At 71.9% G+C, this 23347-nt stretch carries 18 protein-coding genes; 7 read left to right on the top strand and 11 right to left on the bottom strand.

Going from position 1 to position 23347, the window contains the following annotated elements; all coding sequences use genetic code 11:
• Positions 1-39: 39 nt before the first annotated feature.
• The 6 genes from ACFZBB_RS26540 to ACFZBB_RS26515 form a co-directional block, all read right to left on the bottom strand.
• Positions 40-996, bottom strand: coding sequence for a type II secretion system F family protein (locus ACFZBB_RS26540; RefSeq protein WP_391127513.1), 957 nt, complete (start codon positions 994-996; stop codon positions 40-42).
• 59 nt (positions 997-1055) lie between these two features.
• The gene (locus ACFZBB_RS26535) at positions 1056-2390 is read right to left on the bottom strand and encodes a CpaF family protein (RefSeq protein WP_188285645.1); all 1335 of its coding nucleotides are present in this window, start codon (positions 2388-2390) and stop codon (positions 1056-1058) included.
• Positions 2387-2737, bottom strand: coding sequence for a TadE/TadG family type IV pilus assembly protein (locus ACFZBB_RS26530; RefSeq protein ID WP_391127150.1), 351 nt, complete (start codon positions 2735-2737; stop codon positions 2387-2389). Before ACFZBB_RS26530 ends, ACFZBB_RS26535 begins: the two co-directional genes overlap by 4 nt.
• A gap of 266 nt (positions 2738-3003) precedes the next feature.
• Positions 3004-4572 carry an AAA family ATPase gene (locus tag ACFZBB_RS26525; RefSeq protein ID WP_391127147.1) on the bottom strand — a complete coding sequence of 523 codons (1569 nt, stop codon included), beginning with the start codon at positions 4570-4572 and terminating at the stop codon, positions 3004-3006.
• On the bottom strand, positions 4569-5291 hold the full coding sequence (gene cpaB / locus ACFZBB_RS26520) for a Flp pilus assembly protein CpaB (RefSeq protein WP_391127145.1): 723 nt from the start codon (positions 5289-5291) through the stop codon (positions 4569-4571). Before cpaB ends, ACFZBB_RS26525 begins: the two co-directional genes overlap by 4 nt.
• Before the next feature lie 12 nt (positions 5292-5303).
• Complete coding sequence (locus ACFZBB_RS26515) at positions 5304-6152, bottom strand: hypothetical protein (RefSeq protein WP_391127142.1); 849 nt, start codon at positions 6150-6152, stop codon at positions 5304-5306.
• Between the two features lie 389 nt (positions 6153-6541).
• On the opposite strand from ACFZBB_RS26515, the gene ACFZBB_RS26510 reads away from it, so the two are divergent.
• Positions 6542-8026 (top strand): glycosyl hydrolase family 18 protein, encoded by a 1485-nt coding sequence (locus ACFZBB_RS26510; protein WP_391127510.1) that lies wholly within the window; start codon positions 6542-6544, stop codon positions 8024-8026.
• Positions 8027-8138: 112 nt separating this feature from the next.
• On the opposite strand, the gene ACFZBB_RS26505 is transcribed toward ACFZBB_RS26510, so the two are convergent.
• Genes ACFZBB_RS26505 through ACFZBB_RS26495 form a run of 3 tightly spaced genes read right to left on the bottom strand, consistent with a single transcriptional unit; the run spans position 8139 to position 10422 of the window.
• Positions 8139-8549: a Rid family hydrolase gene (locus ACFZBB_RS26505; protein WP_391127139.1), complete on the bottom strand. Its 411-nt coding sequence runs from the start codon at positions 8547-8549 to the stop codon at positions 8139-8141.
• The gene (locus tag ACFZBB_RS26500) at positions 8546-9352 is read right to left on the bottom strand and encodes an IclR family transcriptional regulator C-terminal domain-containing protein (protein WP_391127136.1); all 807 of its coding nucleotides are present in this window, start codon (positions 9350-9352) and stop codon (positions 8546-8548) included. The genes ACFZBB_RS26505 and ACFZBB_RS26500 overlap by 4 nt, the downstream gene beginning before the upstream one ends.
• Positions 9349-10422 carry a PfkB family carbohydrate kinase gene (locus tag ACFZBB_RS26495; RefSeq protein WP_391127133.1) on the bottom strand — a complete coding sequence of 358 codons (1074 nt, stop codon included), beginning with the start codon at positions 10420-10422 and terminating at the stop codon, positions 9349-9351. The genes ACFZBB_RS26500 and ACFZBB_RS26495 overlap by 4 nt, the downstream gene beginning before the upstream one ends.
• A 147-nt stretch (positions 10423-10569) precedes the next feature.
• Here ACFZBB_RS26495 and ACFZBB_RS26490 point away from each other — a divergent pair, with 147 nt between their 5' ends.
• Together ACFZBB_RS26490 and ACFZBB_RS26485 are read left to right on the top strand one after the other, a co-directional pair.
• Complete coding sequence (locus ACFZBB_RS26490; RefSeq protein ID WP_391127130.1) at positions 10570-11916, top strand: alanine racemase; 1347 nt, start codon at positions 10570-10572, stop codon at positions 11914-11916.
• 812 nt (positions 11917-12728) lie between these two features.
• Complete coding sequence (locus ACFZBB_RS26485; RefSeq protein ID WP_391127507.1) at positions 12729-14333, top strand: amidohydrolase family protein; 1605 nt, start codon at positions 12729-12731, stop codon at positions 14331-14333.
• On the opposite strand, the gene ACFZBB_RS26480 is transcribed toward ACFZBB_RS26485, so the two are convergent.
• A complete protein-coding gene (locus ACFZBB_RS26480) occupies positions 14236-16470 on the bottom strand; it encodes a P-loop NTPase fold protein (RefSeq protein ID WP_391127127.1) in 2235 nt (744 codons plus the stop codon). The two genes, ACFZBB_RS26485 and ACFZBB_RS26480, sit on opposite strands and share 98 nt — an antisense overlap.
• A 121-nt stretch (positions 16471-16591) precedes the next feature.
• On the opposite strand from ACFZBB_RS26480, the gene ACFZBB_RS26475 reads away from it, so the two are divergent.
• Positions 16592-17806, top strand: coding sequence for an aminotransferase class I/II-fold pyridoxal phosphate-dependent enzyme (locus ACFZBB_RS26475; protein WP_391127123.1), 1215 nt, complete (start codon positions 16592-16594; stop codon positions 17804-17806).
• Between the two features lie 99 nt (positions 17807-17905).
• Here ACFZBB_RS26475 and ACFZBB_RS26470 read toward each other — a convergent pair whose 3' ends face one another.
• Positions 17906-19726, bottom strand: coding sequence for a phosphoenolpyruvate carboxykinase (GTP) (locus tag ACFZBB_RS26470; protein WP_391127120.1), 1821 nt, complete (start codon positions 19724-19726; stop codon positions 17906-17908).
• 256 nt (positions 19727-19982) lie between these two features.
• On the opposite strand from ACFZBB_RS26470, the gene ACFZBB_RS26465 reads away from it, so the two are divergent.
• From ACFZBB_RS26465 to ACFZBB_RS26455, 3 genes are all read left to right on the top strand, one after another.
• Positions 19983-20681: a hemolysin III family protein gene (locus ACFZBB_RS26465; protein WP_391127117.1), complete on the top strand. Its 699-nt coding sequence runs from the start codon at positions 19983-19985 to the stop codon at positions 20679-20681.
• A 226-nt stretch (positions 20682-20907) separates the two neighbouring features.
• Complete coding sequence (locus ACFZBB_RS26460) at positions 20908-22620, top strand: DHA2 family efflux MFS transporter permease subunit (protein WP_391127114.1); 1713 nt, start codon at positions 20908-20910, stop codon at positions 22618-22620.
• Between the two features lie 4 nt (positions 22621-22624).
• Positions 22625-23245: a TetR family transcriptional regulator gene (locus ACFZBB_RS26455; protein ID WP_391127111.1), complete on the top strand. Its 621-nt coding sequence runs from the start codon at positions 22625-22627 to the stop codon at positions 23243-23245.
• Positions 23246-23347 lie beyond the last annotated feature (102 nt).

Below are 23347 nucleotides of genomic sequence, written 5' to 3'. Positions count from 1 at the left end.
TCAACGGTCGGTTGCCGCGTGGGGTGTGCACGGTCGCGGTCATACGTCGATCCTCGACATCCGGCGGATCAGCGCGAAGCCGACCACGTACAGGCCCAGGGCGACCAGGACGCAGATCCGGCCGACGGTGGAGCCGGTCATGGCGCTGAGCGAGCCCGGCATGATCTGGTTGAGGAGCAGCAGGGAGCCGATGCCGATGACCGGGACCGCGTAGGCGGTGACGGTGACCTGGGACATCTGGGTACGGATCTCGCGCCGGGTCTCCTTGCGCTCCTCCAGGGTGACCGTGAGGTTGCGCAGCGACTCGACGACGGAGCCGCCCGCGCGGCTGGAGAGCACCAGGGTGGAGACCAGGACAACCAACTCGCGGCTGGGAAGGCGTTGTTGCAGTTCGGCCAGCGCGTCCTCGATGGAGTGGCCCACCGCCATCGCGTCCGCGACCTGCTTCAGCTCCTCGCCCGCGGGTGCGTCCAGCTCCTCCGCCGCCATGGAGACGGCGGTGCGCAGGGCGAGCCCGGCCTGGGTGGCGTTGGCCAGGACGCGCGCGAGGTCGGGGAGTTGGGCGATGAACCGCTCGGTACGGACGCGGCGGCGCCACTCCAGGAAGCTGTACGCGGACCAGCCCGCGATGAGTGCGGCGATCGGCCCGAAGAAGGGGGCGAGGACCGCCGCGGCGAGCACCCACGCGACGAGGACGACGCCGATCGCGGCCGCGGTGAACTGACCCGGCGTCAAATTGGTGCCGGTGGCGGCCAGTCGGCCCGCGAGGCGCTGGCCCCAGGCGTAGCGGCGTACGCGGCGGTCGAGTCCGGCGAAGGCCGATTCGCGGGGGCCGCCGCCGAAGTCGCCGGCGAGCCGGTCGACGAGCGCGGCCCGGTCGGCCTTGCCGCCGCGCCAGGCGTGGCCGCCCCATACGGCCAGTGCGAGGGCGAGCACGCTGACGCCGAGGACGAGCAGCGGGTACGGTCCCGAGGCGAATCCGGGGCCCGCGGCCAGGTGCGGGAGACCGCTGCCGGGCGGTGCCGCGGCCGCCGTCAACTCTTCTGTAAGGGCGGTCACTTCGCCTCCCTGCTGTCGAGTTCGAGTTCGCTCGCGCCGATACCGAAGGCGGCGGGTACGTGTTCGCCGGACAGGTAGAGCCGCTCGGCGATCTCGCGCGGGACGGGCCGGTGTTCGTACCAGCCGCGGACGATGCGGTCGACGCCGAGCGGTTCCGCGCGGAAGCGGGTCGCGGAGGTGAGGCGGAAGACGTCACGGCCGCGGGAGGACAGGACTGCGATCTCGCCGATCCTGCGCGTGCCGTCGATGTGGCGGTTGAGCTGGACCAGGACGTCCACCGCGCTGTTGATCTGGTCGCGCAGCGCCTCGAAGGGGATCTTGACCTCGCTCATCGACGCGAGCGTCTGGAGCCTGAGCACCGCGTCCTCCGCGGAGTTGGCGTGCACGGTGGCCAGCGAGCCGTCGTGTCCTGTGGACATCGCCTGGAGCATGTCGAGGGTCTCGCCGCCGCGGACCTCACCGACGATGATCCGGTCGGGGCGCATCCGCAGGGAGTTGCGTACGAGGTCGCGAATCGTGATCCGGCCCTCGCCCTCGACGTTGGGCGGGCGTGACTCCAGCCGGATCACATGCTCCTGCTGGAGCTGGAGTTCGGCCGCGTCCTCGACCGTGATGATCCGCTCGCCGTCGGGGATCAGCCCGGACAGCGCGTTGAGCAGCGTGGTCTTGCCCGAGCCCGTGCCGCCGCTGACGATGATGTTGCACTTCGCGCGCACGAACGACGAGAGCAGCAACAGCATGTGCTCGTCCAGCGTCCCGAGGGCGATCAGCTCCTGGAGCGTGTACGCGCGCGGGAAGCGGCGGATGGTGAGCGTGGGTCCGGTCAGCGACAGCGGCGGGATGATGACGTTGACGCGCTCGCCCGACGGCAGCCGGGCGTCGACCATCGGATTCGACTCGTCCACACGGCGGTTGACCGTGGAGACGATCCGCTCGATGGTCTGGAGGAGCTGTTCCGCCGACGAGAAGCGGGCGGCGACCGCCTCGACCCGGCCGCCGCGCTCGACGTAGATCTTGTCGGGGCCGTTGACCATGATCTCGGTGACGGTGGGGTCTTCGAGCAGCGGTTCCAGGATGCCGAGGCCGAGCGCCTCGTCCACCACGCGGCGGATCAGCGCGGCGCGTTCCGCCGTGGACAGCACCGGGCCCTCACGGCTGACGATGTGGCCGAGCACCCGTTCCAGCCGGGCCCTGCGCTCGCCCGGCGCGAGCGCCGACATCTCCGCGAGGTCGATCTCCTGGAGCAGTTTCGCGCGATAGACGGCCACCATGTGGCCTTCCTGCGTCTGCGGGGTCGCCTCTTCGACGGCGAGGCGGGCACGGAGGCTCATCGTGTCGTGTCCTCCTTCGGCATGGTGGCGGAGCGCTTCACGGGGTCGAAGAAGCTGACGCCCGGCAGGACGGACGGGACCCTCACTGTGGCCTGCGCGGTCACGGTCGTCGCGTCGGACGTCGTGAACCGGATCGTCGCGGTCAGCCAGTCGCTCACCGCCGCCTGGCCGGCCTGCTGGCCGGCCGCCTCTCCCCCGTTCGGGCCCGCCTGCGCGGCGGTCCTGGCCGCCGTACGGGCCGCCGTGCCGGCCTGTTCGCCGCAGTACGCGACGAGGCCGAGTTGGATGCCCGCGAGGGCGATCAGGAGCAGGAACGGGAGCATTCCGAGGTATTCGAGCGATGCCACTCCCCGGTCCCGGGCGGACCCGAAGTGCCTCTCGGGGGCGCCGCCCCCGAACCCGCGCCGGGAGGGCCCCGAAGAGGCGCGGGGAACTGCGCGCTCAGCCGGAGCGCTCCCGCACGTCACCACCGGCCCCGGAGGGGCAGCCACGGTCGTTCCCCGACCACCGGCCCGGTGGGGGCTTGTCGCGCAGTTCCCCGCGCCCCTTGGGGGCGCAACCGCCTTGCGTACGGCGGAGGTACGGGCTCCGGGAGCCCAGCGGCGGGAGCGCTTCATCGCTTGGCCGTTTCGTCCAGCGTCTTCGCGTGACCCGAGATGGGGACGAAGTCGCCGATGCCGGGGATGAGCAGGGGCATCTTGAGGGTGACGGTCGCCGAGACGGTGCCGTCCGCGCGGCTGACCGAGGTGTCGCCCGGCCCCCACGCGCTGGGAAGGTCGCTGCTCGCGGCAGCGGAGGCGTCGGAACCCACCGCCGCGGCCCGGGCCGCCTGGTCGGCGGCGTTGCCCGCCAGCGTGAAGGTGTAACCGGCCAGCACGGCCTGCCAGATCAGCAGCAGGGTGATGAGGATGATCGGCGTCATGCCGAGGGTTTCGAGGGTGACCTGGCCGCGGTCGCCGCGTTCGGACCGCTCGCGGCGCTGCTTCTTCCCGCGGGCGGCGGGCAGCGTCGCGCCGCTGACCAGGCCCAACTCCCCTGCCAGTGCCCAGATTCCGGCCTTGACGGTGGAGCGGGCGTCGAGGTCCTGGAGGCGGCCGGCGTCGATGACGGCCTGGAGTTCGCGGAATCCGGCGGGGATGACGGAGGTCGCCATGCGGGTGCCGGTGATGCGGCCGATCAGCGACGGCTGGATCTCGGTGCCGCGGGTGTGGCGGTTGACGACGGCGGTGGTGTCCTGGGGCTTGCGGATCTGGAGCCGGTCCCACATGCGGACCATGCGCTTGGCGGCGCGCACGGCGATGACGTCGGGCGTGAGGACGAGGACGGCGGCGTCGGCGACCTCGACGGCGACGGCGTTGGCGCTGGTCATCTGGGTGCCGCAGTCCACGACCACGACTTCGTAGCGCTGCCGGAGCGCGGCGAGGACGAGGCGGGCCGAGCGGTCGGTGACGTCTTCGCCGCGTTCGCCGTCGGCAGGGGCGAGCAGCAGGGCGGGGCCGGACTCGTGGACGTACATGGCGTCGTGCAGGACGCGGGAGGAGACGTCCGCGATGTCGGCGAGGTCGGCGACGGACCGGCGGAACTGGACGTCGAGGTAGGAGGCGATGTCGCCGCCCTGGAGGTCGAGGTCGACCAGGGCGGTGGAGCGGCCCGACGCGTGGGCGGCGAGGGCGAGTTGGACGGCGGTGACGGTGGTGCCGACGCCGCCCTTGGCCCCGGCGACGGCGATGAGGGTGCCGCCCGCGACGGCGGGCAGGGCGCGCTGCGGGCCGAGGTGTCTGCGGACGCCGGCCGACCAGGTGGCGGCGGCTTCGACGCGGGCGCCCAACTCGTCGTAGGAGAGCGGGAATCCGACGACGCCTCGGGCGCCGGAGTCCATGGCGGCGGCGAGCACGGCGGGGCTGGGGTCGGCGGTGAGCAGGACGACGCCGATGGCGGGGAAGCGCAGGGCGACGTCGCGGATGAGGTCGAGGGCGGGCATCGGTCCGATGCCCTCCTGCACGATGACGACCTCGGGCAGTTCGTCGATCCCGGCCTCGGCGGCGCGCGCGAGGGTTTCGAGCAGCCCGGTGGAGTCGGCGAGCGCGGGTGCCGGTTCCGCGCCGGGCAGTTGGCCGAGCAGGCCGAGCAGGGCGCGCGCGGCGTCGGGGTCGGCGGTTCCGGCGAGGATGCGTACGGTCACGGCTTGCCTCCGGTGCCGCTGTCGCCGCTCAGGGTGTACGTGCGGTCGGTCTGCGAGGGTGCGGAGCTGTCACCTGGGGCGACGAGCGCGAGGCGTACGTGTTCCGCGAACGACTCGGCGTAGGCGACGCGTTGGGCGTCCCCGGCGTTGAGCGCGAAGGTGATCGGCACGCCTTCGGTGGACAGCCGCTGGGCGTTCTCGCTCTTGTCGAAGGCCTTGATCTCGCCGACGTCGATGACCTGCGCGCCGGACACGATGATCTTCGAGACGTCGGGGTCGGTGTCCTTGCGGCCCTGGAAGGTGGCGAAGATGTTGACCCGGGCACCGGGGGTGATCTTGCCCGCGACGCCGGTCTCGGCGTCGATCATGATGGCGATCTCCATCTGTCCGGCCTGGAGTTCGGGCCGGGCGGCGACCATGTCGGACTGGAGCAGCGAGCCCTTGCGCAGCGGCACGGCGGCGATCTTGCCCTGGAGCTGGCCGAGATCGCGTACGGCGGTGTCCGGGAGCCAGCGCTTCGGTATCCGGATCTGGTGCACCTGGGACGCGGTCAGCGCCTGGTACGCCGGTACGTCGGCGCTGAGTTCGTACGCGGTGACCTTCGGTCCGACCTGTGACCGCGCGTCGCTGACGACGGCGAGCACTCCCGCGAAGGCGGCCACCGCGCAGATCACGGAGATCACGAGGAGGACGACACCACGACGCTGACGTGAGTTCATGTGCGGGCGGACCTATCGCTTGTGGGGTTCGAGTTGGGGGCGGCGCGGTGTCTCGACCTCGCGCCCAGGCCGCGCGGCGGCGTGCTTCGCCGGAGCCGTACGATCCCCCAGCCGTGTGGCGCAGAACAGGCACTGGTCACCGATGATTTCGAGCCCGCACCAGGTGCAGGTGTCGCGCCGTACCGAGGTGACGAGTTGGTAGAGCATGCCCACATCGGCGATGTAGGCGGTGAATTCGACCAGCCGGGACGTGCCCCACCAGCGTGGGGAGTCGGTCGGCAGCGGCACTTCGCGCAGGTGCTGGGCGCGCCAGCCACTGGCGAGCGGTCCGGTGACCCAGGCGGGGTCGACGCCCTTGCCCGCGACGGCGAGCTGCGTCTGATAGCCGGGTCCCGGCGGTACGGTGCCCGGTTCGGCCTCGGCGAGATACGGCTCGGGGTGCGCGATGACGGCGAAGTGGCGTCCTGGCACGAGGGACTTGACGTGGGCGCCGACGCCGACCGGGACGCGGTCGAGCTTGGCGACGGAGCCGAGCAGCGCACCGGAGTGCAGGTAGTACGTGAGCAGCCGGGCGGCGCCCGCGAGGACGCCGGGGCCGAGGTCGGTGCCGGAGAGCTGGCGCAGTTGCTCGGCGAGCAGGGCGATGGCCAGCGGGGGCAGCGGGCTGGGGACGATCGCTATCCGGTCGGCTTCGAGGGCGGACCGCACGGTGTGCATCCGGCGCCTGGCGGGGTCGGCCGGTTCGGCCGGTGCCAGGGCGATGAGGTGCCCGTACGTGTCGAGCGCGGTCGTGGTGCGCGTCAACTGCTCTTCCAGCGAGAGCGAGAGATCGTCAGAGGTGACGGTGATGACGCTCGGCATGCGGAACCTCCCCTCCTGCGCCCGGTGGTGGCCGGTACCTGGCGATTCGCGGTCGTCAGCTTATCGATGTGTAGCGGCTTGGGTGCGGAAAGTTGCGGATCGGAAGTGGTGAACGACAGGTGTCCGGCGGAGGTCTTGACAACCCAATTGGTCTGGACCAGCTTTCTCCCTGTCATCTGTTGTGTGTGTGCGCTTCAAGTTGCTCCGCACGTCGGCATTTCAGGTCACCCGTTCACGTCCGTACGTCATGTCATGCGCCACCGCACTCCCACTACCCCCCAACTCCTTGCCCCCAGGAGGCAGTCGTGGAACGTGCATCGCACGCGAATCAAGCGAGCCATGCCCAGCACAGATCAAAGCTCGTCCGCTCGACGTTCGTCCGCCGCGGTATCGCGGGGCTGAGCGCCGCCGCGGTGATCGGCACCGGTGTCGCGCTCGTCGACATGGGCAGCGCCAGCGCCGCGACCACCAACCTCGCCGCCAACCCCGGCTTCGAGAGCGGCCTTTCCGGCTGGACCTGCACCGCAGGCAGCGGCAGCACCGTCTCCAGCCCGGTGCACTCCGGCTCCGCCGCCCTCAAGGCCACTCCGACCAGCAGCGACACCGGCCAGTGTTCCCAGGTCGTCAGCGTGCAGCCCAACTCCCAGTACACGCTCAGCGGTTGGGTGCAGGGCTCGTACGTCTACCTGGGCGCGACCGGCACCGGCGGCACCGACCCGTCCACCTGGACGCCGTCGGCCTCCTCGTACCAGCAGCTCAGCGTCAGCTTCACCACCGGCGCGAACACCAAGTCCGTGACGATCTACACCCACGGCTGGTACGCGCAGCCCGCGTACTTCGCGGACGACATCTCGCTGTCGGGCCCCGGCGGTACGGGCACGACCCCGCCGACCACCCCGCCGACGACGCCTCCCACGACGCCGCCGACCACTCCCCCCACGACACCTCCCACCACCCCGCCCACGACGCCGCCGACCAGCCCGCCCACCAGCAGCATCCCCAAGCACGCGGTCACCGGCTACTGGCAGAACTTCAACAACGGCGCCACCGTGCAGACCATCGCGCAGGTGCAGAGCCAGTACGACATCATCGCCGTCGCCTTCGCGGACGCGACGACCACGCCCGGCGCGGTCTCGTTCACCCTCGACCCGGCGCTGAACTACAGCACCGCGCAATTCAAGGCGGACATCGCCGCCAAGCAGGCCGCGGGCAAGAAGGTGATCATCTCCGTCGGCGGTCAGAACGGCACCATCTCGGTCCGTGACTCCGCCTCGGCCACCAACTTCGCCAACAGCGTCTACACACTGATGCAGACGTACGGCTTCAACGGCGTCGACATCGACCTCGAGAACGGCATCGACACCACCTACATGCCGCAGGCGCTGCGCGCGCTGAGCGCCAAGGCGGGCTCGTCGCTCATCATCACGATGGCGCCGCAGACCATCGACATGCTCTCGGCGGGCAGTGACTACCTGGCCACCGCGCTGAAGATCAAGGACATCCTGACCGTCGTCAACACCCAGTACTACAACAGCGGTTCGATGAACGGCTGCGACGGCGGCGTCTACAGCCAGGGCACGGTGGACTTCATCACGACCCTGGCCTGCACCGCCATCCAGGCCGGGCTCTCCCCGTCCCAGGTCGGCATCGGCACCCCGGCGTCCACCAGTGCCGCGGGCTCCGGTTACGTCAGCCCGACCGTCGTCAACAACGCGCTCGACTGCCTCGCCAAGGGCACCGGGTGCGGGACCTTCCACCCGTCCACCACCTGGCCCACCATCCGCGGGGCCATGACCTGGTCCACCAACTGGGACGCCTCGGCGGGCAACGCCTGGTCCAACAGCGTCGGGGCCCACGTGCACGGCATGCCGTAACACGAAGTCCGCTTCAAGGGGGCGCCCCCTGTCCCGCACCCGCGGGACGGCGGGCGCCCCCGACGCGTTCCCCGCGCCCCGAAAGAACTCACCTCCCGCGCGGGAGGAGCCGTCACCCCAGGACGGCCAGGGCGTCGATTTCGATGAGGAGGCCGGCGGGGAGGCCGACGTAGATAGTGGTGCGGGCGGCGGGGGGCTCGACGAGGGAGGCGAAGAACTCGTTGTAGATGGCGTTGAGTTCGGCGAAGTGGTCCGTGTCCGTGAGGTAGACGCGGATCATGATGACGTCTTCCCAGGTGGCACCGCCGGCTTCGAGGACGGCCTGGACGTTGGCGAGGGTCTGGAGGGTCTGCTCGCGCAGGCCGGGACCCGCGGGCGTCGGGGGCCGGCCCTCGACGGCCGGGAGGAAGCCGACCTGGCCGGCGACCTGGAGGAGATTCCCCTTGCGGACGCCGTGCGAGAACTTGGCGGGCGGCGCCGTGTGGGTGGCCGGGACGATCGCGGTCTTCTGGCCGTTGCTCATGCGGAGTTGTCCTTCACTGAATCTGGTGCGGGTACGGATGCGGGTACGGATACGGATGCGGGCGCGCTTCCCGACAGGTCGCGGCTGACGGCCTCGGCCGTCCGCAGCAACAGCGGGCGCAGGCGCAGCAGTTCGTCGGCGGAGACGACGACGTTGGGGGCCGAGAGCGACATGGCGGCGCAGACGCGGCCGTCGGGACCGCGCAGGGGCGCGCCGACGCAGTTGATGGACTCCTCGTGGCCGCCGAGGTCGGTGGCCCAGCCCTGTTCGCGGACGCGGGCCAGTTCGGCGAGGAACGCGGCGGCGTCGGGCGTGGACTTCGCGGTGTAGCGGGGGTACTCCAACTGCTCGGCCACCGAGCGCCGTTCGGGCTCCGGCAGGTCGGCCAGGAGCAGTTTGGCGACGGCGGCGACCGTAATCGCGACCGGGCGGCCGATCCGGGAGTACATCCGTACCGGATAGCGGCTCTCGACCTTGTCGATGTAGACGACCTCGCCCTGCTCGTACACCGCGAGGTGCACGGTGTGGCCGGTGCGTTCGTTGAGCGCGGCGAGGTGGGGGTGGGCGATGCCGCGGATGTCGAGGGTCTCGATGGCCTGCTGGGCGAGGGCGAACAGGCGGGCGCCGAGCCGGTAGCGCTGGTCCTGCTGCCGGTAGACCAGGCCGTGTTCGTGCAGGGTCCGCAGCAGCCGCAGCGCGGTGGACTTGTGGACGTCGAGCCGGGTGGCGACCTGTTCGAGCCCCGCCGGGCCCTCGGCCAGCAGCGGCAGGATGCTCAGCGCGCGGTCGACCGTCTGGCTCACCGCGGTCCCTCCTCCGTCGTCGTGGGCGCACGATCTCCGGACGCCGTCCACCCGGCGCCCAGCCGCAGTCTCCCCCATGCCGCGTCGTCCAGGGCGACCAGCGCGTCGGCGCGGGCGCGGCCGGGCGGCGTGCCGAGGTCGCCCGGCTCGGTCAGCGCGGCGGCGGCCAGCACATGGCCGTGCCTGACGCGGTCGCGTACGGGCAGGCCCCGCAGGGCCGCCGACAGGTACCCGGCGGCGAAGGCGTCGCCCGCGCCGACGTGCGCGACGACGTCGACCGCGAGGGCGGGGACGTGACGGCGTTCGTCGCCGTCGAAGACGGTCGCGCCCGCCTCGCCCTGCTTGACCACCAGCGTCCGCGGCTCGGGCAGTGCGGCCCGTACCGCCGCGGCGTCCGGCAGCCCCCAGGCGGCCTGCGCCTCGTCCTCGCCGACGAAGACGAGGTCGCAGCCGCGGGCGAGGTCGAGCGTGCGCCGGGGGTCGGCGTCGCGCCACAGCGCCGGGCGGTGGTTGACGTCGAAGGAGACCAGCGGGCGTCCCGGCGCGCGGCGGGTGAGGCCGCGCATCAGCTCCGCGCAGGTCGCGGAGAGCGCGGCGGTGATGCCGGTGAGGTGCAGCACCCGGCCGCTCCACGTGTCGGCGCGGCCGACGAGGTCGGGGGCGAGCGCGGAGGCGGCGGAACCGGCCCGGTAGTAGACGACCTCGGCCCGGTCGGCGGGGGCGTCCGTACCGACGGCGCGCTCGCCCGCCGTACGGAAGTACACGCCGGTGGGGCGGTGCGGGTCGCGCTGTACGGCGCTGACGTCGACCCCGGCCGCGGCGATGGTCTCCACCAGGTGGTCGCCGAAGCCGTCGGCGCCGACGCGGCTGATCCAGCGGGCGCGGTGGCCGGTGCGGGCCAGGGTGCAGGCCACATTGGACTCGGCGCCGCCGATCGCGCGGTGGAAGGCGGGCACGTCGGCGAGGCGTCCGGGGCGGGAGGGGACGAAGGTGACCATGGACTCGCCGAGGCAGACGACGTCGAAGTCGGCGGCGCCGGGGGCGGCGCTCGGGCTCGTCGGTACGGTCACGGCGGTCACTCACTTCTGCGGGCCGCGGCGGGAGCGGCGGTGGCCTGGTGGGCAGGAGCACCGTTGACCAGGCACTCGCGGGGATGTTAGACAGCTTGCATCACTGTATGCAACGGCCGTTGCATATGTTGCAACTCGGGAGGTTCGATGACGGCGGACGTGGGCGGACACGGGGGCGGGGTCGGCACGGGAGGCGCTGCCGGTGCCGGTGCCGAGCGGGTGGCGGCGCTGGCGGCGGGGCTGCGCGAGGAGCGGGTCGACCACCGTTTCAAGGGGCTGCCGCCGGACGCCGAGGGGCTGACCGTCGGCGAGCTGGCCGACCAGCGCCGCGGCCTCTTCGACGGCGGCTTCACCACGCCCGTCCTCGTCCTGTCCCAGGCCGCCCTCGCGCACAACCTCGACCTGCTGGAGCGGTACACCGCCCAACACGGCCTGTCCTTCGCCCCGCACGGCAAGACGTCCATGGCCCCGCAGCTCTTCGCCGACCAACTCGCGCGCGGCGCCTGGGGGATCACCGTCGCCGTACCCCACCAGGCGCGCGTGTGCCGGGCGTTCGGAGTACCGCGGATCTTCATCGCCAACGAGGTCGTCGACCCGGTGGCGCTGCGCTGGATCGGCGGTCAGCTCGACGCCGACCCCGGCCTCACCGTCGTCACGTACGTCGACTCCGTGCGCGGTGTCGAGCTGATGGACGCGGCGCTGCGGGACGCCGGGACGCGGCGGCGGCTGGACGTCGTGGTCGAGCTCGCGGGCGGCGAGGGCGCCAGGACCGGTGTCAGGACCGAGGAGGAGTGCGCGGCCGTCGCGGCGGCCGTCGCCGCGACCGGCACGCTGCGGCTGATCGGCGTCGCCGGGTACGAGGGCGAGGTGCCGGACGCCGACCCCGAGCGGGTACGTGCCTGGCTGCGGCGGCTGGTCGCGCTCGCCGGCGCCCTCGACGCCGACGGGCTCTTCGGGGACGCCGAGCAGATTGTGGTCAGCGCCGGGGGCTCGGCCTGGTTCGACCTCGTCGCGGAGGTCTTCGCGGACGTGCCCGCGATGTCCCGGCCGGTCCTGAAGCTGCTGCGCTCCGGGGCGTACGTCACGCACGACGACGACCACTACCGGCGGCGTACGCCGTTCAACCGGGTCCCGGACGAGGGCGCCCTCGAACCGGCCTTCCGGCTCTGGGCCCAGGTCGTCTCCCGGCCCTCGCCCACCCAGGCGTTCCTCAACGCCGGGAAGCGCGACGCGCCGTACGATCTCGGGCTGCCGTCCGTCCAGACGGTTCGCCGCGCCGACGCCGGTCCGCGTCCGGCGCCGGACGGGCTCACCGTCACCGCCCTGTCCGACCAGCACACCTGGCTGGCCGTCCCCGCCTCCGACCCCCTCGCCGTCGGCGACTGGGTCGCCCTCGGCCTCTCCCACCCCTGCACCACCTTCGACAAGTGGCCCCTCATCCCGGTCACCGCCCCCGACGCCACCGTCCCCGCCTACATCCGCACCTTCTTCTAACCCACCCGCCCGCCCATGTCCTCAATCGCCGGACGGGCTGAAAAGGCGGGTTGGCGCGGCCCGCGCCGGAAGCGGGCCCGGACGGGCCGGGCCATCTGGCCCGCGCGGCGCGGGCAGGCGCAGGCGCGGGCGGCGCGGCACGGGCAGGCGCAGGCGCGGGCGGCGCGGGCGGCGCGGCACGGGCAGGCGCAGGCTTCGCCGCCCACCGGACGGGCTCGGGCGGCGCGGCACGGGCAGGCGCAGGCGCGGGCGGCGCGGGCGGCGCGGCACGGGCAGGCGCAGGCTTCGCCGCCCACCGGACGGGCTCGGCGGAGGCCGCCGGGATGGGCGGGGAGGCGGCTCGGGTCCGGGCGGGACGACCACCGGGTCCAAGTCCTGGGCACGGGCGGTCGGTTGGGCGGACGCGCCAGAAGCACCGGACCAGCCCGTCCGGCGACCGAGGACGAAGCCCGCCGCCGGCCGACCCGCGCGAAGCAACAAGCAGCCCGACCCGCGATCAGGGACGAACCGCAGGCCCGAGCAAATGACCAAGCCCGTCCGCCGATCGACGACGCAACCCGCCGCCAGCGGATCAGCCCGTCCGGTGATTGAGGACGACGCGCGGCGTCAGCGGAACTGCCAGAAGCAACAACCAGCCCGTCCGGCGATTGAGGACCGGCGGCAGACCCGAGCAAATGACCAAGCCCGTCCGGCGATTGAGGACGAAGGCCGGCGTCAGCGAACTGCCAGAAGCAACAACCAGCCCGTCCGGCGATTGAGGACTAGGCCCAGCGGCAATGAGCGGCAACCGTAACGACATGAAAGGCCCCGCCATGGATCTCGTGTTCCGCGACGCTCGCGTCATCGACGGAACGGGGGCGGCGTCGTATGTGGCGGACGTGGGGCTGACGGGGGGCCGGGTCGGGGAGATCCGGCGGAAGGACGGGGGGCGGCGGCTCACCGCGAGACGGGTGGTGGACGCGGAGGGTCTGGCGCTGGCGCCGGGGTTCATCGACATGCACGCGCACAGCGACCTGGCGCTGTTGCGGGACCCGTCGCACGAGGCCAAGGCGGCGCAAGGGGTGACGCTGGAAGTCCTCGGCCAGGACGGCCTGTCGTACGCGCCGGTCGACGACCGGACGTTGGCGCAGATGCGGGCCCAGATCGCGGGGTGGAACGGCGACGGCTCGGACGTGGAGTTCGACTGGCGGAGCGTCGGCGAGTACCTGGACCGGCTGGACCGGGGCATCGCGGTCAACGCCGCGTATCTGGTGCCGCAGGGCACGGTGCGGATGCTGGCGCTGGGGTGGGAGGACCGCCCGGCCACGGCGGCGGAGCTGGCACGGATGAAGGAACTGGTCGCCGACGGCCTGGCCCAGGGCGCGGTGGGCCTGTCGTCGGGGCTGACGTACACGCCGGGGATGTACGCGTCGGACGCGGAACTGACCGAGCTGTGCCGGGTGGTGGCGGCGTACGACGGCTACTACTGCCCGCACCACAGGTCGTACGGGGCGGGCGCGCTGCGGGCGTACGAGGAGATGGTGGCGCTCACCGAACAGGCGGGCTGCGCGCTGCACTTGGCCCACGCCACGATGAACTTCCCGGAGAACGAGGGCCGCGCCCCCGAACTGCTTGCGCTGCTGGACGCGGCCCTGGCCGCAGGCGCGGACATCTCGCTGGACAGCTACCCCTACCTTCCCGGCTCCACAACCCTCGTGGCGATGCTGCCCAGTTGGGCCACCGAGGGCGGCCCCGAGGCGACGCTGGCCCGGCTGCGCGACGACGCGACGACGGCGCGAATCCGCCGGGTGATGGAGGTGGACGGCGCGGACGGCAGCCACGGCGTCCCCGTCGACTGGTCGGTGATCGAGGTCGCCGGGGTGCGCGAGCGCTCGCTGGCCGCCCATGTCGGGCGCAGGATCGCGGACTTCGCGACCGCCCGGCGGCTCCTGGTGGAGGACCGGCTCGCCACCACGATCCTCCAGCACGTCGGTCACGAGGAGAACGTCCGGGCCATCATGCGGCACCGCGTGCACACCGGCGGCTCCGACGGCATCCTGCGCGGCGACAAGCCGCACCCGCGCGCGTACGGCACCTTCCCCGAGTATCTGGGGCGCTACGTCAGGGAGTTGGGGGTGCTGACGCTTGAGGAGTGCGTGGCCCATCTGACCGGCAGGCCCGCCGCCCGGCTGCGGCTGCCCGATCGCGGCCTGGTCCGCGAGGGCTACCGCGCCGACCTGGTCCTGTTCGACCCGGCCACCGTCGCGGCCGGTTCCACGTACGACCGCCCCCGCACCCTGCCCAGCGGTATCCCGTACGTCCTGATCGACGGCCGGTTCGTCATCGAGGACGCTCGTCGGACGGACGTGCTGGCGGGACGCTCGGTGCGGCGGTCCGAGGCGCGGCGAACGGCTGGTCGGCGAACGACCCGGGGGTGAGAGTCCCTGAGGCGAGGGTCTCGGCAATCGCCGGTACGGCGGTCAGGTCGTCGGTGATGACCGCCTCCAACGCCCCGGCGGCGGCCCGGTCGTTGGGCGTGATCCGCCGGGAGTAGAAGATCACCGGGGCCGCGTAGCCGCGTGACCTCACCTCCCGTACCAGCGCGAAGCCCTTGGCCGGTTCGTCCGCGAAGTCCGCGTGGCAGAGCAGCAGGGCGGGGCGCTGTTCGGCGAAGATCAGGGCGAGTTCGGCTTCCGTGTCGGCCGGGAGCACGGCGGCGCTCACCATCCGCAACTGGGCGAGGGCACGGCCTCTGCCCCGCGCGAAGCCCGCCGCCACCGCGAGCGCGAACGTACGGTCCGGCGTCCCGGCCGGGTAGGCGGAACCCTGTTGCGGCGCGTGCCAGACCGGTGCGTCGGCGCCGTACCCGGCCAGTTCCGGGTCTTCGAGCGCGGGGCTCACCGACTGCGGCCGTTCGAGCGGATCTGGGTCGTACGGCGACCCGTCGCTCTGCGGGAAGCCGTACGGCGATCCGTCACTCTGCGGGAAGCCGTACCCCTCCCCGTACCCCTGCACGGGTCCCGGGTACGGCGGCGTGCCGACCCCCGTATCGCCGTAGTCGACGGACGACCCGCTCGGGCCCGGTGACCCCACAGGGTCCCCGGCCGGTCGCGGCCCGGCTGCGGGCTGCGGCGCGCTCCCCCACGGGCCGGCCAGCGGCGGATACGGAGCCGCCTCGCCGTCCTCGGTGCCCTGCCGCAGCCGTCGCAGCACCAGTTCGGACTCGGGCAGCGCCACCAGGTCCTCGACCAGGGAGACGAAGGCGGGATCGCCCGCCAGGTCGGGGAAGCCGACCGGGAGTTGGGCTTCGAGGTCGGCGAGGATCGTGCCGTGGTCCTCGTGCCCGTGCAGCGGCGGCAGGGAGTGGGCGCGCAGGAAGTCGGCGACCATCGGCCGGTCGGGGTCGGCGAGCGGCACCGGGGACCACAGGCGGGTGCGGACCCGGCGGTAGGTGCGGAATTCGCGCACCACGTCGGCGTCGTCGCCGGGCCCGGCGGGCGCCGTCATCATGCGGTGGAAGTCGGGATAGAGGTACTGGAGCAGCAGCGTGCGGATGACGGCCTCGGGGCGGATGCCCGCCCAGACCGGGTTGAGGCTCGCCTCCAACAGCAGGCCGTTGAGCAGGCGTTTGACCCGACGCGGGTTGCGGGCGGCGCGGTAGGCGAGGAGTTCGACCAGGTGCGGGTCCAACAGGTGGTCGATACCGGCCAGTTCGGCGCAGGCGCGGACGTACGCCTGGATCTCCCGGCCGCTGGGGGCGGGGATGCGGTAGCTGGTCTGGAAGATCTTCTCCACGAAGGCGGCGCCCGCGGGCGAGAGGTCGGGCAGCAGTCCGCCGGGGCCGATCGCGGCGCGGTCGCAGCCGATGACGAAGGCGAGGCCCGGCACGTCGAGGTAGACCTTCACGGCCTCGCAGACGGCGAGGAAGGTCCGCTCCGAGCAGCGGTCGAGGTCGTCGATGAAGATGACGAGGAGTTTGCCGCCGGGCGCGGAGCCGCGCGTCGCGGTCCACTCGCCGACCATGTCGCGCAGCGCGTCCCGCATGCCGTTGCGGGCGCCCGCGTCGACCGACAGGCGCTTCCACAGCTCGTCGACCATGCCCGCCACGCCGAGCGGCCCGGCGGCGACGACGGTCAGCGCCCGTAACAGGCCCATCAGGGCGCCGCCGGCCCTGATCCGGCGCAGGGCGCGCCGCAGGATGCTGGGGTCGACCTGGTTGAGCACCGATTTGATGAGCCCTTCGAGGGCGTCGCCGCCGGTCGAGGTCCAGGCGTTGTACCAGACGGTGTGCACGTCGGGGAACCGCTGGAGCCGTACGTCGACCAGCCGCATCAGGCTGCTCTTGCCCATCCCCCATCCGGCGTCAACCGCGAGGGTGAAGGGCGTCGCGTCGCGCGAGGCCACCAGCAGTCCGGTGAGCTGCGCCGCCGCCCGGTTGGCACCGAGCAGGTCCCGCGTCTCGTCGGCCACGGGTTCGTCGTTGAGCAGAGCGAAGGCCGGCGGGGTCACCGCCGGGTACGAGGACGCGTACGGGTCGGGGTACGGCGTGCCGTACAGGTACGCATACGGCGACATGGGCGGCGGTCCGGCCGCTGGGGAGGACACCGTCCAAGTCTGGCAGCCGCGCCCCCCGGTCCGCCGGTACGTGGCGGAAAACACCGAGCGGTGCGCGTGACGTGGCCGTAAGGTGACCGGCATGCAGGTGATCCAGTCCACGAAGCTCGCCAACGTCTGCTACGACATCCGGGGCCCGGTCCTCGAAGAGGCCATGCGGCTTCAGGCGGCGGGTCACCGCATCCTGGAGCTGAACACCGGGAATCCGGCGCCGTTCGGCTTCGAGTGCCCGCCGGAGATCCTGGAGGACATGCTCAGGTCGCTGGGGACGGCGCACGGGTATGTGAACTCCAAGGGCATCCTCCCGGCGCGCCGCGCGGTGATGCAGCACTACCAGACCAAGGGCATCGACCTGGACGTCGAGGACGTCTACCTCGGCAACGGGGTGTCGGAGCTGATCCAGATGTCGATGCAGGCGCTGCTCGACGACGGTGACGAGGTGCTGGTGCCCGCGCCGGACTACCCGCTGTGGACGGCGTCGGTCTCGCTGTCCGGCGGCACGGCCGTGCACTACCGCTGCGACGAGCAGGCGGAGTGGCAGCCGGACCTCGCCGACATCGAGCGGAAGATCACCGACCGCACCAAGGCGATCGTGATCATCAACCCGAACAACCCGACCGGCGCCGTGTACGACGACGAGATGCTGCGCGGCATCGCCGAGATCGCCCGCAGGCACCGGCTGATCGTCTGCGCCGACGAGATCTACGACAAGATCCTGTACGACGACGCGACGCACACCCCCTTCGCCGCCATCGCCCCCGACCTGATGACCCTGACCTTCAACGGTCTGTCGAAGGCGTACCGGGTGGCGGGCTTCCGCAGCGGCTGGCTCGCGGTCTGCGGCCCCAAGGACCACGCGACCAGCTACATCGAGGGCCTGACGATCCTGGCGAACATGCGGCTGTGCGCGAATGTGCCCGCGCAGCACGCCATCGCCACCGCCCTCGGCGGGCGCCAGTCCATCAAGGACCTCGTCCTGCCCGGCGGCCGGCTGACCGAGCAGCGCGACGCGGCGTACGCGGCCCTGACCGCCATCCCCGGCGTCACCTGCGTGAAGCCCAAGGGCGCCCTCTACGCCTTCCCGCGCCTCGACCCCAAGGTGCACAAGATCAAGGACGACCAGCAGATGGTCCTCGACCTCCTGCGGGCCGAGCGCATCCTCGTCGTCCAGGGCACCGGCTTCAACTGGCCCGACCCCGACCACTTCCGCCTCGTCACCCTCCCCGCCAAGGAGGACCTGACGGACGCCGTCACCCGCATCGGCGACTTCCTGGGCGGCTACAGCCAGGTGCCGTAAGAGGGACGGGGTCCGGGAGGGGTACGGGCCCGGAAGAGGTACGGCGAAGGGGCGCGGGAGGTCACCGCGAAGGGGCGCGGGCGATCCGCGCCCCCCACGTCAGCCCAGGCGCGCCACCAGGGACTCGTACTCGTCCCACAGCTCGCGCGGGGTGTGGGTGCCGAAGGTTTCGAGGTGGGCGGGGATGAGGGCCGCTTCCTCTTTCCAGACCTCGCGGTCGACGGACAGCAGCAGGTCGAGGTCGTCCTGGGAGATGTCGAGCCCTTCGGTGTCGAGGTCGCCCGGGGCCGGCAGGATGCCGATGGGGGTCTCGACGCCCTTGGCCTCGCCGTTGAGGCGTTCGACGATCCACTTCAGGACCCGGCTGTTCTCGCCGAAGCCCGGCCAGACGAAGCGCCCGGCGGCGTCCTTGCGGAACCAGTTGACGTAGTAGATCTTCGGCAGCTTGGCGGCGTCGTGCGTCTTGCCGAGCGAGACCCAGTGGCCGAAGTAGTCGCCCATGTTGTAGCCGCAGAACGGCAGCATGGCGAAGGGGTCGCGGCGCAGTTCGCCGACCTTGCCCTCGGCGGCGGCGGTCTTCTCGCTGGCGACGTTGGCGCCGAGGAAGACGCCGTGCTGCCAGTCGAAGGACTCGGTGACCAGCGGTACGGCCGAGGCGCGGCGTCCGCCGAAGAGGATCGCGGAGATCGGGACGCCGCGCGGGTCCTCCCACTCGGGCGCGATGATCGGGCACTGCGCGGCGGGGACGGTGAAGCGCGCGTTGGGGTGGGCGGCGGGCGTGCCGGACTGCGGCGTCCAGTCCTGGCCCTTCCAGTCCGTGAGGTGCGCGGGCGGCTCCTCGGTCATGCCCTCCCACCACACGTCGCCGTCGTCGGTGAGGGCGACATTGGTGAAGACGGAGTTGCCGTACATCGTCTTCATCGCGTTGGAGTTGGTGTGCTCTCCGGTGCCGGGCGCCACGCCGAAGAAACCGGCCTCGGGGTTGATGGCGTACAGGCGGCCGTCCTCGCCGAAGCGCATCCAGGCGATGTCGTCGCCGATGGTCTCGACGGTCCAGCCGGAGACGGTGGGCTCCAGCATCGCGAGGTTGGTCTTGCCGCAGGCGGAGGGGAACGCGGCGGCGACGTACTTGACGGCCTCGGGTCCCCCCTTGGGCGGGGTGAGCTTGAGGATCAGCATGTGCTCGGCGAGCCAGCCCTCGTCGCGGGCCATGACGGAGGCGATGCGCAGCGCGTAGCACTTCTTGCCGAGCAGGGCGTTGCCGCCGTAGCCGGAGCCGTAGGACCAGATCTCGCGGCTCTCGGGGAAGTGCGAGATGTACTTGGTGGTGTTGCACGGCCACGGCACGTCGGCCTGGCCCTCTTCGAGCGGGGCGCCCAGGGTGTGCACGGCCTTGACGAAGAAGCCGTCGGTGCCCAGTTCGTCCAGCACGGCCTGACCCATCCGGGTCATCGTGCGCATGGAGACGGCGACGTACGCGGAGTCGGTGATCTCCACGCCGATGGCGGACAGCGGTGAGCCGACCGGGCCCATGCAGAAGGGCACGACGTACATCGTGCGGCCCTTCATCGAGCCGCGGAAGACGCCCTTGTCGCCGGTGAAGATCTCCCGCATCTCGGCGGGGGCCTTCCAGTGGTTGGTCGGTCCCGCGTCCGCCTCGTTCTCCGAGCAGATGAAGGTCCGGTCCTCGACCCGCGCCACGTCCGAGGGGTCGGAGGCCGCGTAGTACGAGTTGGGGCGCAGGGTCGGATCGAGCTTGGTGAAGGTGCCCTTGGCGACGAGTTCTCCGGCCAGGCGGTGGTACTCCGCCTCCGAGCCGTCGCACCACACGATCTCGTCGGGCTGGGTGAGTTCGGCGATCTCGCCGACCCAGCGGGTCAGTTCCTGATGGTTGGTGGGAGCCGCAATACCGCGCGCCACGATCGCTCCGTCCCGCCGGGTCCGCACAGAACCGGCGTCACAAATTGAGGGTTTGGTTCTCGGCCCCTTGGGGGCTGCGGCCCGGACGCGTTCGTGGAGTGCTCATCCGGTACCGACCGCACTCATATGAGTGTGGGCCCCATCAAATGATTCTGTCCAGGGCGCCGCGAGTGAGCATCACCACTCGGGAACGTTCCCGCGCCACCCTTCAAGCTACTAACAGGTAACTTACGCGACCGTAGGTAGGATTGACGGCATGGTCCTTGGCAACGACACTTCAGAGGTGTCCCCCATCGTCGACGGCGTCGACTTGCCGATCCCCGTGAAGCCCAAGCTCAGAGGGTGGTTGCACGCGGGGATGTTCCCCGCCGTGCTCGTCTCGGGAGTCGTGCTCACCGCCTTCGCCCAGAGCACCAGGGGGCGTATCTCCTGCGCGGTCTTCACCGTGACCGCGTGCGCACTGTTCGGCGTGAGCGCGCTCTACCACCGGGGCAACTGGGGCCCGCGGGGCGAAGCAATTTTGCGACGACTTGACCATGCGAACATCTTCCTGATCATCGCGGGCACGTACACGCCGCTGGCGATCCTGCTGCTGCCCGGCGACACCTCGAAGGCGCTGCTGTGGGTCGTCTGGGCGGGCGCGCTCGCCGGAATCGCCTTCCGCGTCTTCTGGGTCGGCGCCCCGCGCTGGCTCTACACCCCGTGCTACATCGCGCTCGGCTGGGTCGCCGTCTTCTTCCTGCCGGACTTCCTGCGGACCGGCGGCGTGGCCGTCATGGTCTGCGTCATCGTCGGCGGCCTGCTCTACAGCGGCGGCGCCGTCGTCTACGGCTTCAAGCGGCCGAACCCGTCACCGCGTTGGTTCGGCTTCCACGAGGTCTTCCACTCCTTCACGCTGGTCGCGTTCATCGTCCACTACATCGGCATCTCGCTGGTCGCCTACCAGCACCCGTAATCCGCCGGGCCGCAGCCGCCCGCCCCTTCACCCACCCGCCCCCGTCCCCACGGGGGCGGGTTTTTTCGTACGCCCGCACGTCGGCGCGCGCCCGCAGGTGAGTGAGGGCTCGTACGCCGACACCCGCCCGCGGACGCGCCCACCCGCGCGGGTTCCCATGGGGCGATCTGACAGCTACTCTTTTTTAGGAGTCACTCTCATTTGACACAGACCTTCAGGAGCCGTCATGGCAACCTCTTCCTCCCCGGCCCCGCCCCCGGCGGACGCGCAAGCCCCGCCGCAGGCGGACCCGCGGCGCTGGCTGGCACTGCTCGCGATCATCGCCAGCGTCCTCGTCCTCAGCTTCGACACGACGATCCTCAACGTGGCGCTGCCGACGATGTCCGCGCAGATCGGCGCCGACACCGGCGACATGCAGTGGATCGTGGACTCGTACACCGTCGTCTTCGCCGCCGCGATGCTCCCGGCGGGCCTGCTGGGCGACCGGTTCGGACGGCGCCGGATGCTGGTCACGGGCCTCATCGTGTTCCTGGCCGGATCGATGCTCGGCGTGCTGGCGCACACCCCTGGACCGGTGATCGCCGCCCGTACGGTGATGGGCGTCGGCGGGGCCTTCATCCTGCCGCTGGCGCTGTCGGTGCTGCCGTCGATGTTCAGCGGGCAGGAGCGGTCGCGGGCGGTCGCGATCGTGTCCACCGCGATGGCGCTCGGCATGCCGCTCGGCCCGATCATCGGCGGCACGCTGCTCGAACACTTCTGGTGGGGCTCGGTCTTCCTGATCAACATCCCGCTGGTCGGCCTGAGCGTCGTCGCCTGCATGACGCTGCTGCCCGAGACCCGCGACCCCGCCGCGCCCCGGGTGGACGTCCCCAGCACGGTGTTCGCCGCCGGGGGCCTCGGCGCCCTGGTCTTCGGCATCATCGAGGCGCCCGACCGGGGCTGGGGCGACCCGCTGGTGCTGCTGATGCTGTTCGGCGGGGTCGCGCTGATCGCCGGGCTGGTGCTGCGCGAGCGCGGGGTGAGCAGGCCGATGCTCGACCTGACCCTGCTGCGGCAGCGCGGTTTCGTGTGGAACGCGGTCGCCGCCACCCTGGTCACCTTCATCCTCACCGGGCTGCTCTTCGTCCTGCCGTCCTACCTCCAGACCTCCCTGGGCTACGACGCGTTCGGCACCGGTCTGCGGCTGCTGCCGATGATGGGCGGGCTGATGTTCTCCGCCCGCGCGGGCTCCCCGCTGGTCAAGCGGTTCGGCCCGCGGCCGGTGATCGTCGGCGGACTCGCCGTCCTGGCGGGCGCGGCCTTCCTCGGCAGCACCACGAGCGTCGGTGACGGCTACGGCGTCATCGCCCTGTGGCTGTCGATCGCCGGGCTCGGCTTCGGCCTCGCCATCGTGCCCGCCATGGACAGCGCGCTCGGCGCGCTCCCCCGCGAGCGCGCGGGCAGCGGCTCGGGACTGCTCCAGACGCTGCGGCAGACCGGCGGCGCGATCGGCGTCGCCATCCTCGGCAGCGTCCTCGCCGCCGGGTACACCGGACGGCTGGACACCGGCGACCTGTCCTCGGCCGCCGCGCACACCGCCAAGGACTCCGTCGTCGGCGCGCACGCCGTCGCCGCCTCCCTGGGCGACCGCGCGCTGGCCACCGCCGCCGACGCCGCGTACCTGCACGGCATGAGCGTCGTCCTCACCGTCTGCGGTGTCGCGTCCCTGGTGGCCGCCGCGCTGGTGGCGGCCTTCCTGCCGAACCCGCGCACCGGGAAAGCGACGGACGGGGGCGCGGCCGACGGGGGCGCGAAGGGATCTGGAGACGGGTCCGGATACGTGTCCGGGTCCGGGAGCGACGCCGCGCCCGGCAGCGTGACCGGCGCCGTGACCGGCTCCGACACCCGCGCCGGGGAGCCGCTGCCCGTGGCAGAACACACCACGGATGCCGGACAATGACGCCATGTCCCCTCGCTCCAGCGGCATCATCCCGGCGAAGACCGGTCTGCGCGAACGCAAGAAGGCCCAGACCCGCCAGGCCATCCGCGCCGCCGCCTACCGGCTCTTCGCCGAGCAGGGGTACGACGCCACCCCCGTCGACCAGATCGCGGCCGAGGCGGACGTCTCACCGAGCACCGTCTTCCGGTACTTCCCCACCAAGGAGGACATCGTCCTCACGGACGAGTACGACGCGGGCATGGCCGAGATGCTGCGGTCCCGGCCCGCCGAGGAGTCACCGCTGACGGCGCTGGAAATGGTCATGCACGAATCGCTCAGCCTGCTGCTCCAGGACCCCGAGGGCCAGGCCGAGATGGTTCAGCGCGAGGAACTGGTCCGCGACGTCCCCGCCATCCGCTCCCGCTCCCACGAAAGCATGTCGGAGACCGGTCGGCTGCTCGGCGGCATCATCGCCGAGCGGTCCGGCCGCTCGGCCGACGACCTCGAAGTACGCGTCTTCACCGCCGCCGTCTTCAGCGTCATCCACGAGACGACGATGTACTGGGTCGAGCAGGGCCGCACCGAAGACCTCCTACCCCTCCTCGACCGCGCCCTCGGCCTGCTGCGCGGTGGCCTGGAGTTCTGACCACGCGCGGCTCCCCCGGCGCGAAGCCCTGTGACTGAGCCCCCCGGCCCCCACCGCCCCGTGGTCCGGACACCACCGAACCGCCCCACCAGGGCGGGCGGT

It is taken from the genome of Streptomyces sp. NPDC008139 (assembly GCF_042957025.1).
Classification (GTDB): Bacteria; Actinomycetota; Actinomycetes; order Streptomycetales; family Streptomycetaceae; genus Actinacidiphila.
The sequence above is the reverse complement of the archived record's forward strand: the minus strand, read 5'-3'. Positions and strand labels throughout refer to the sequence as shown.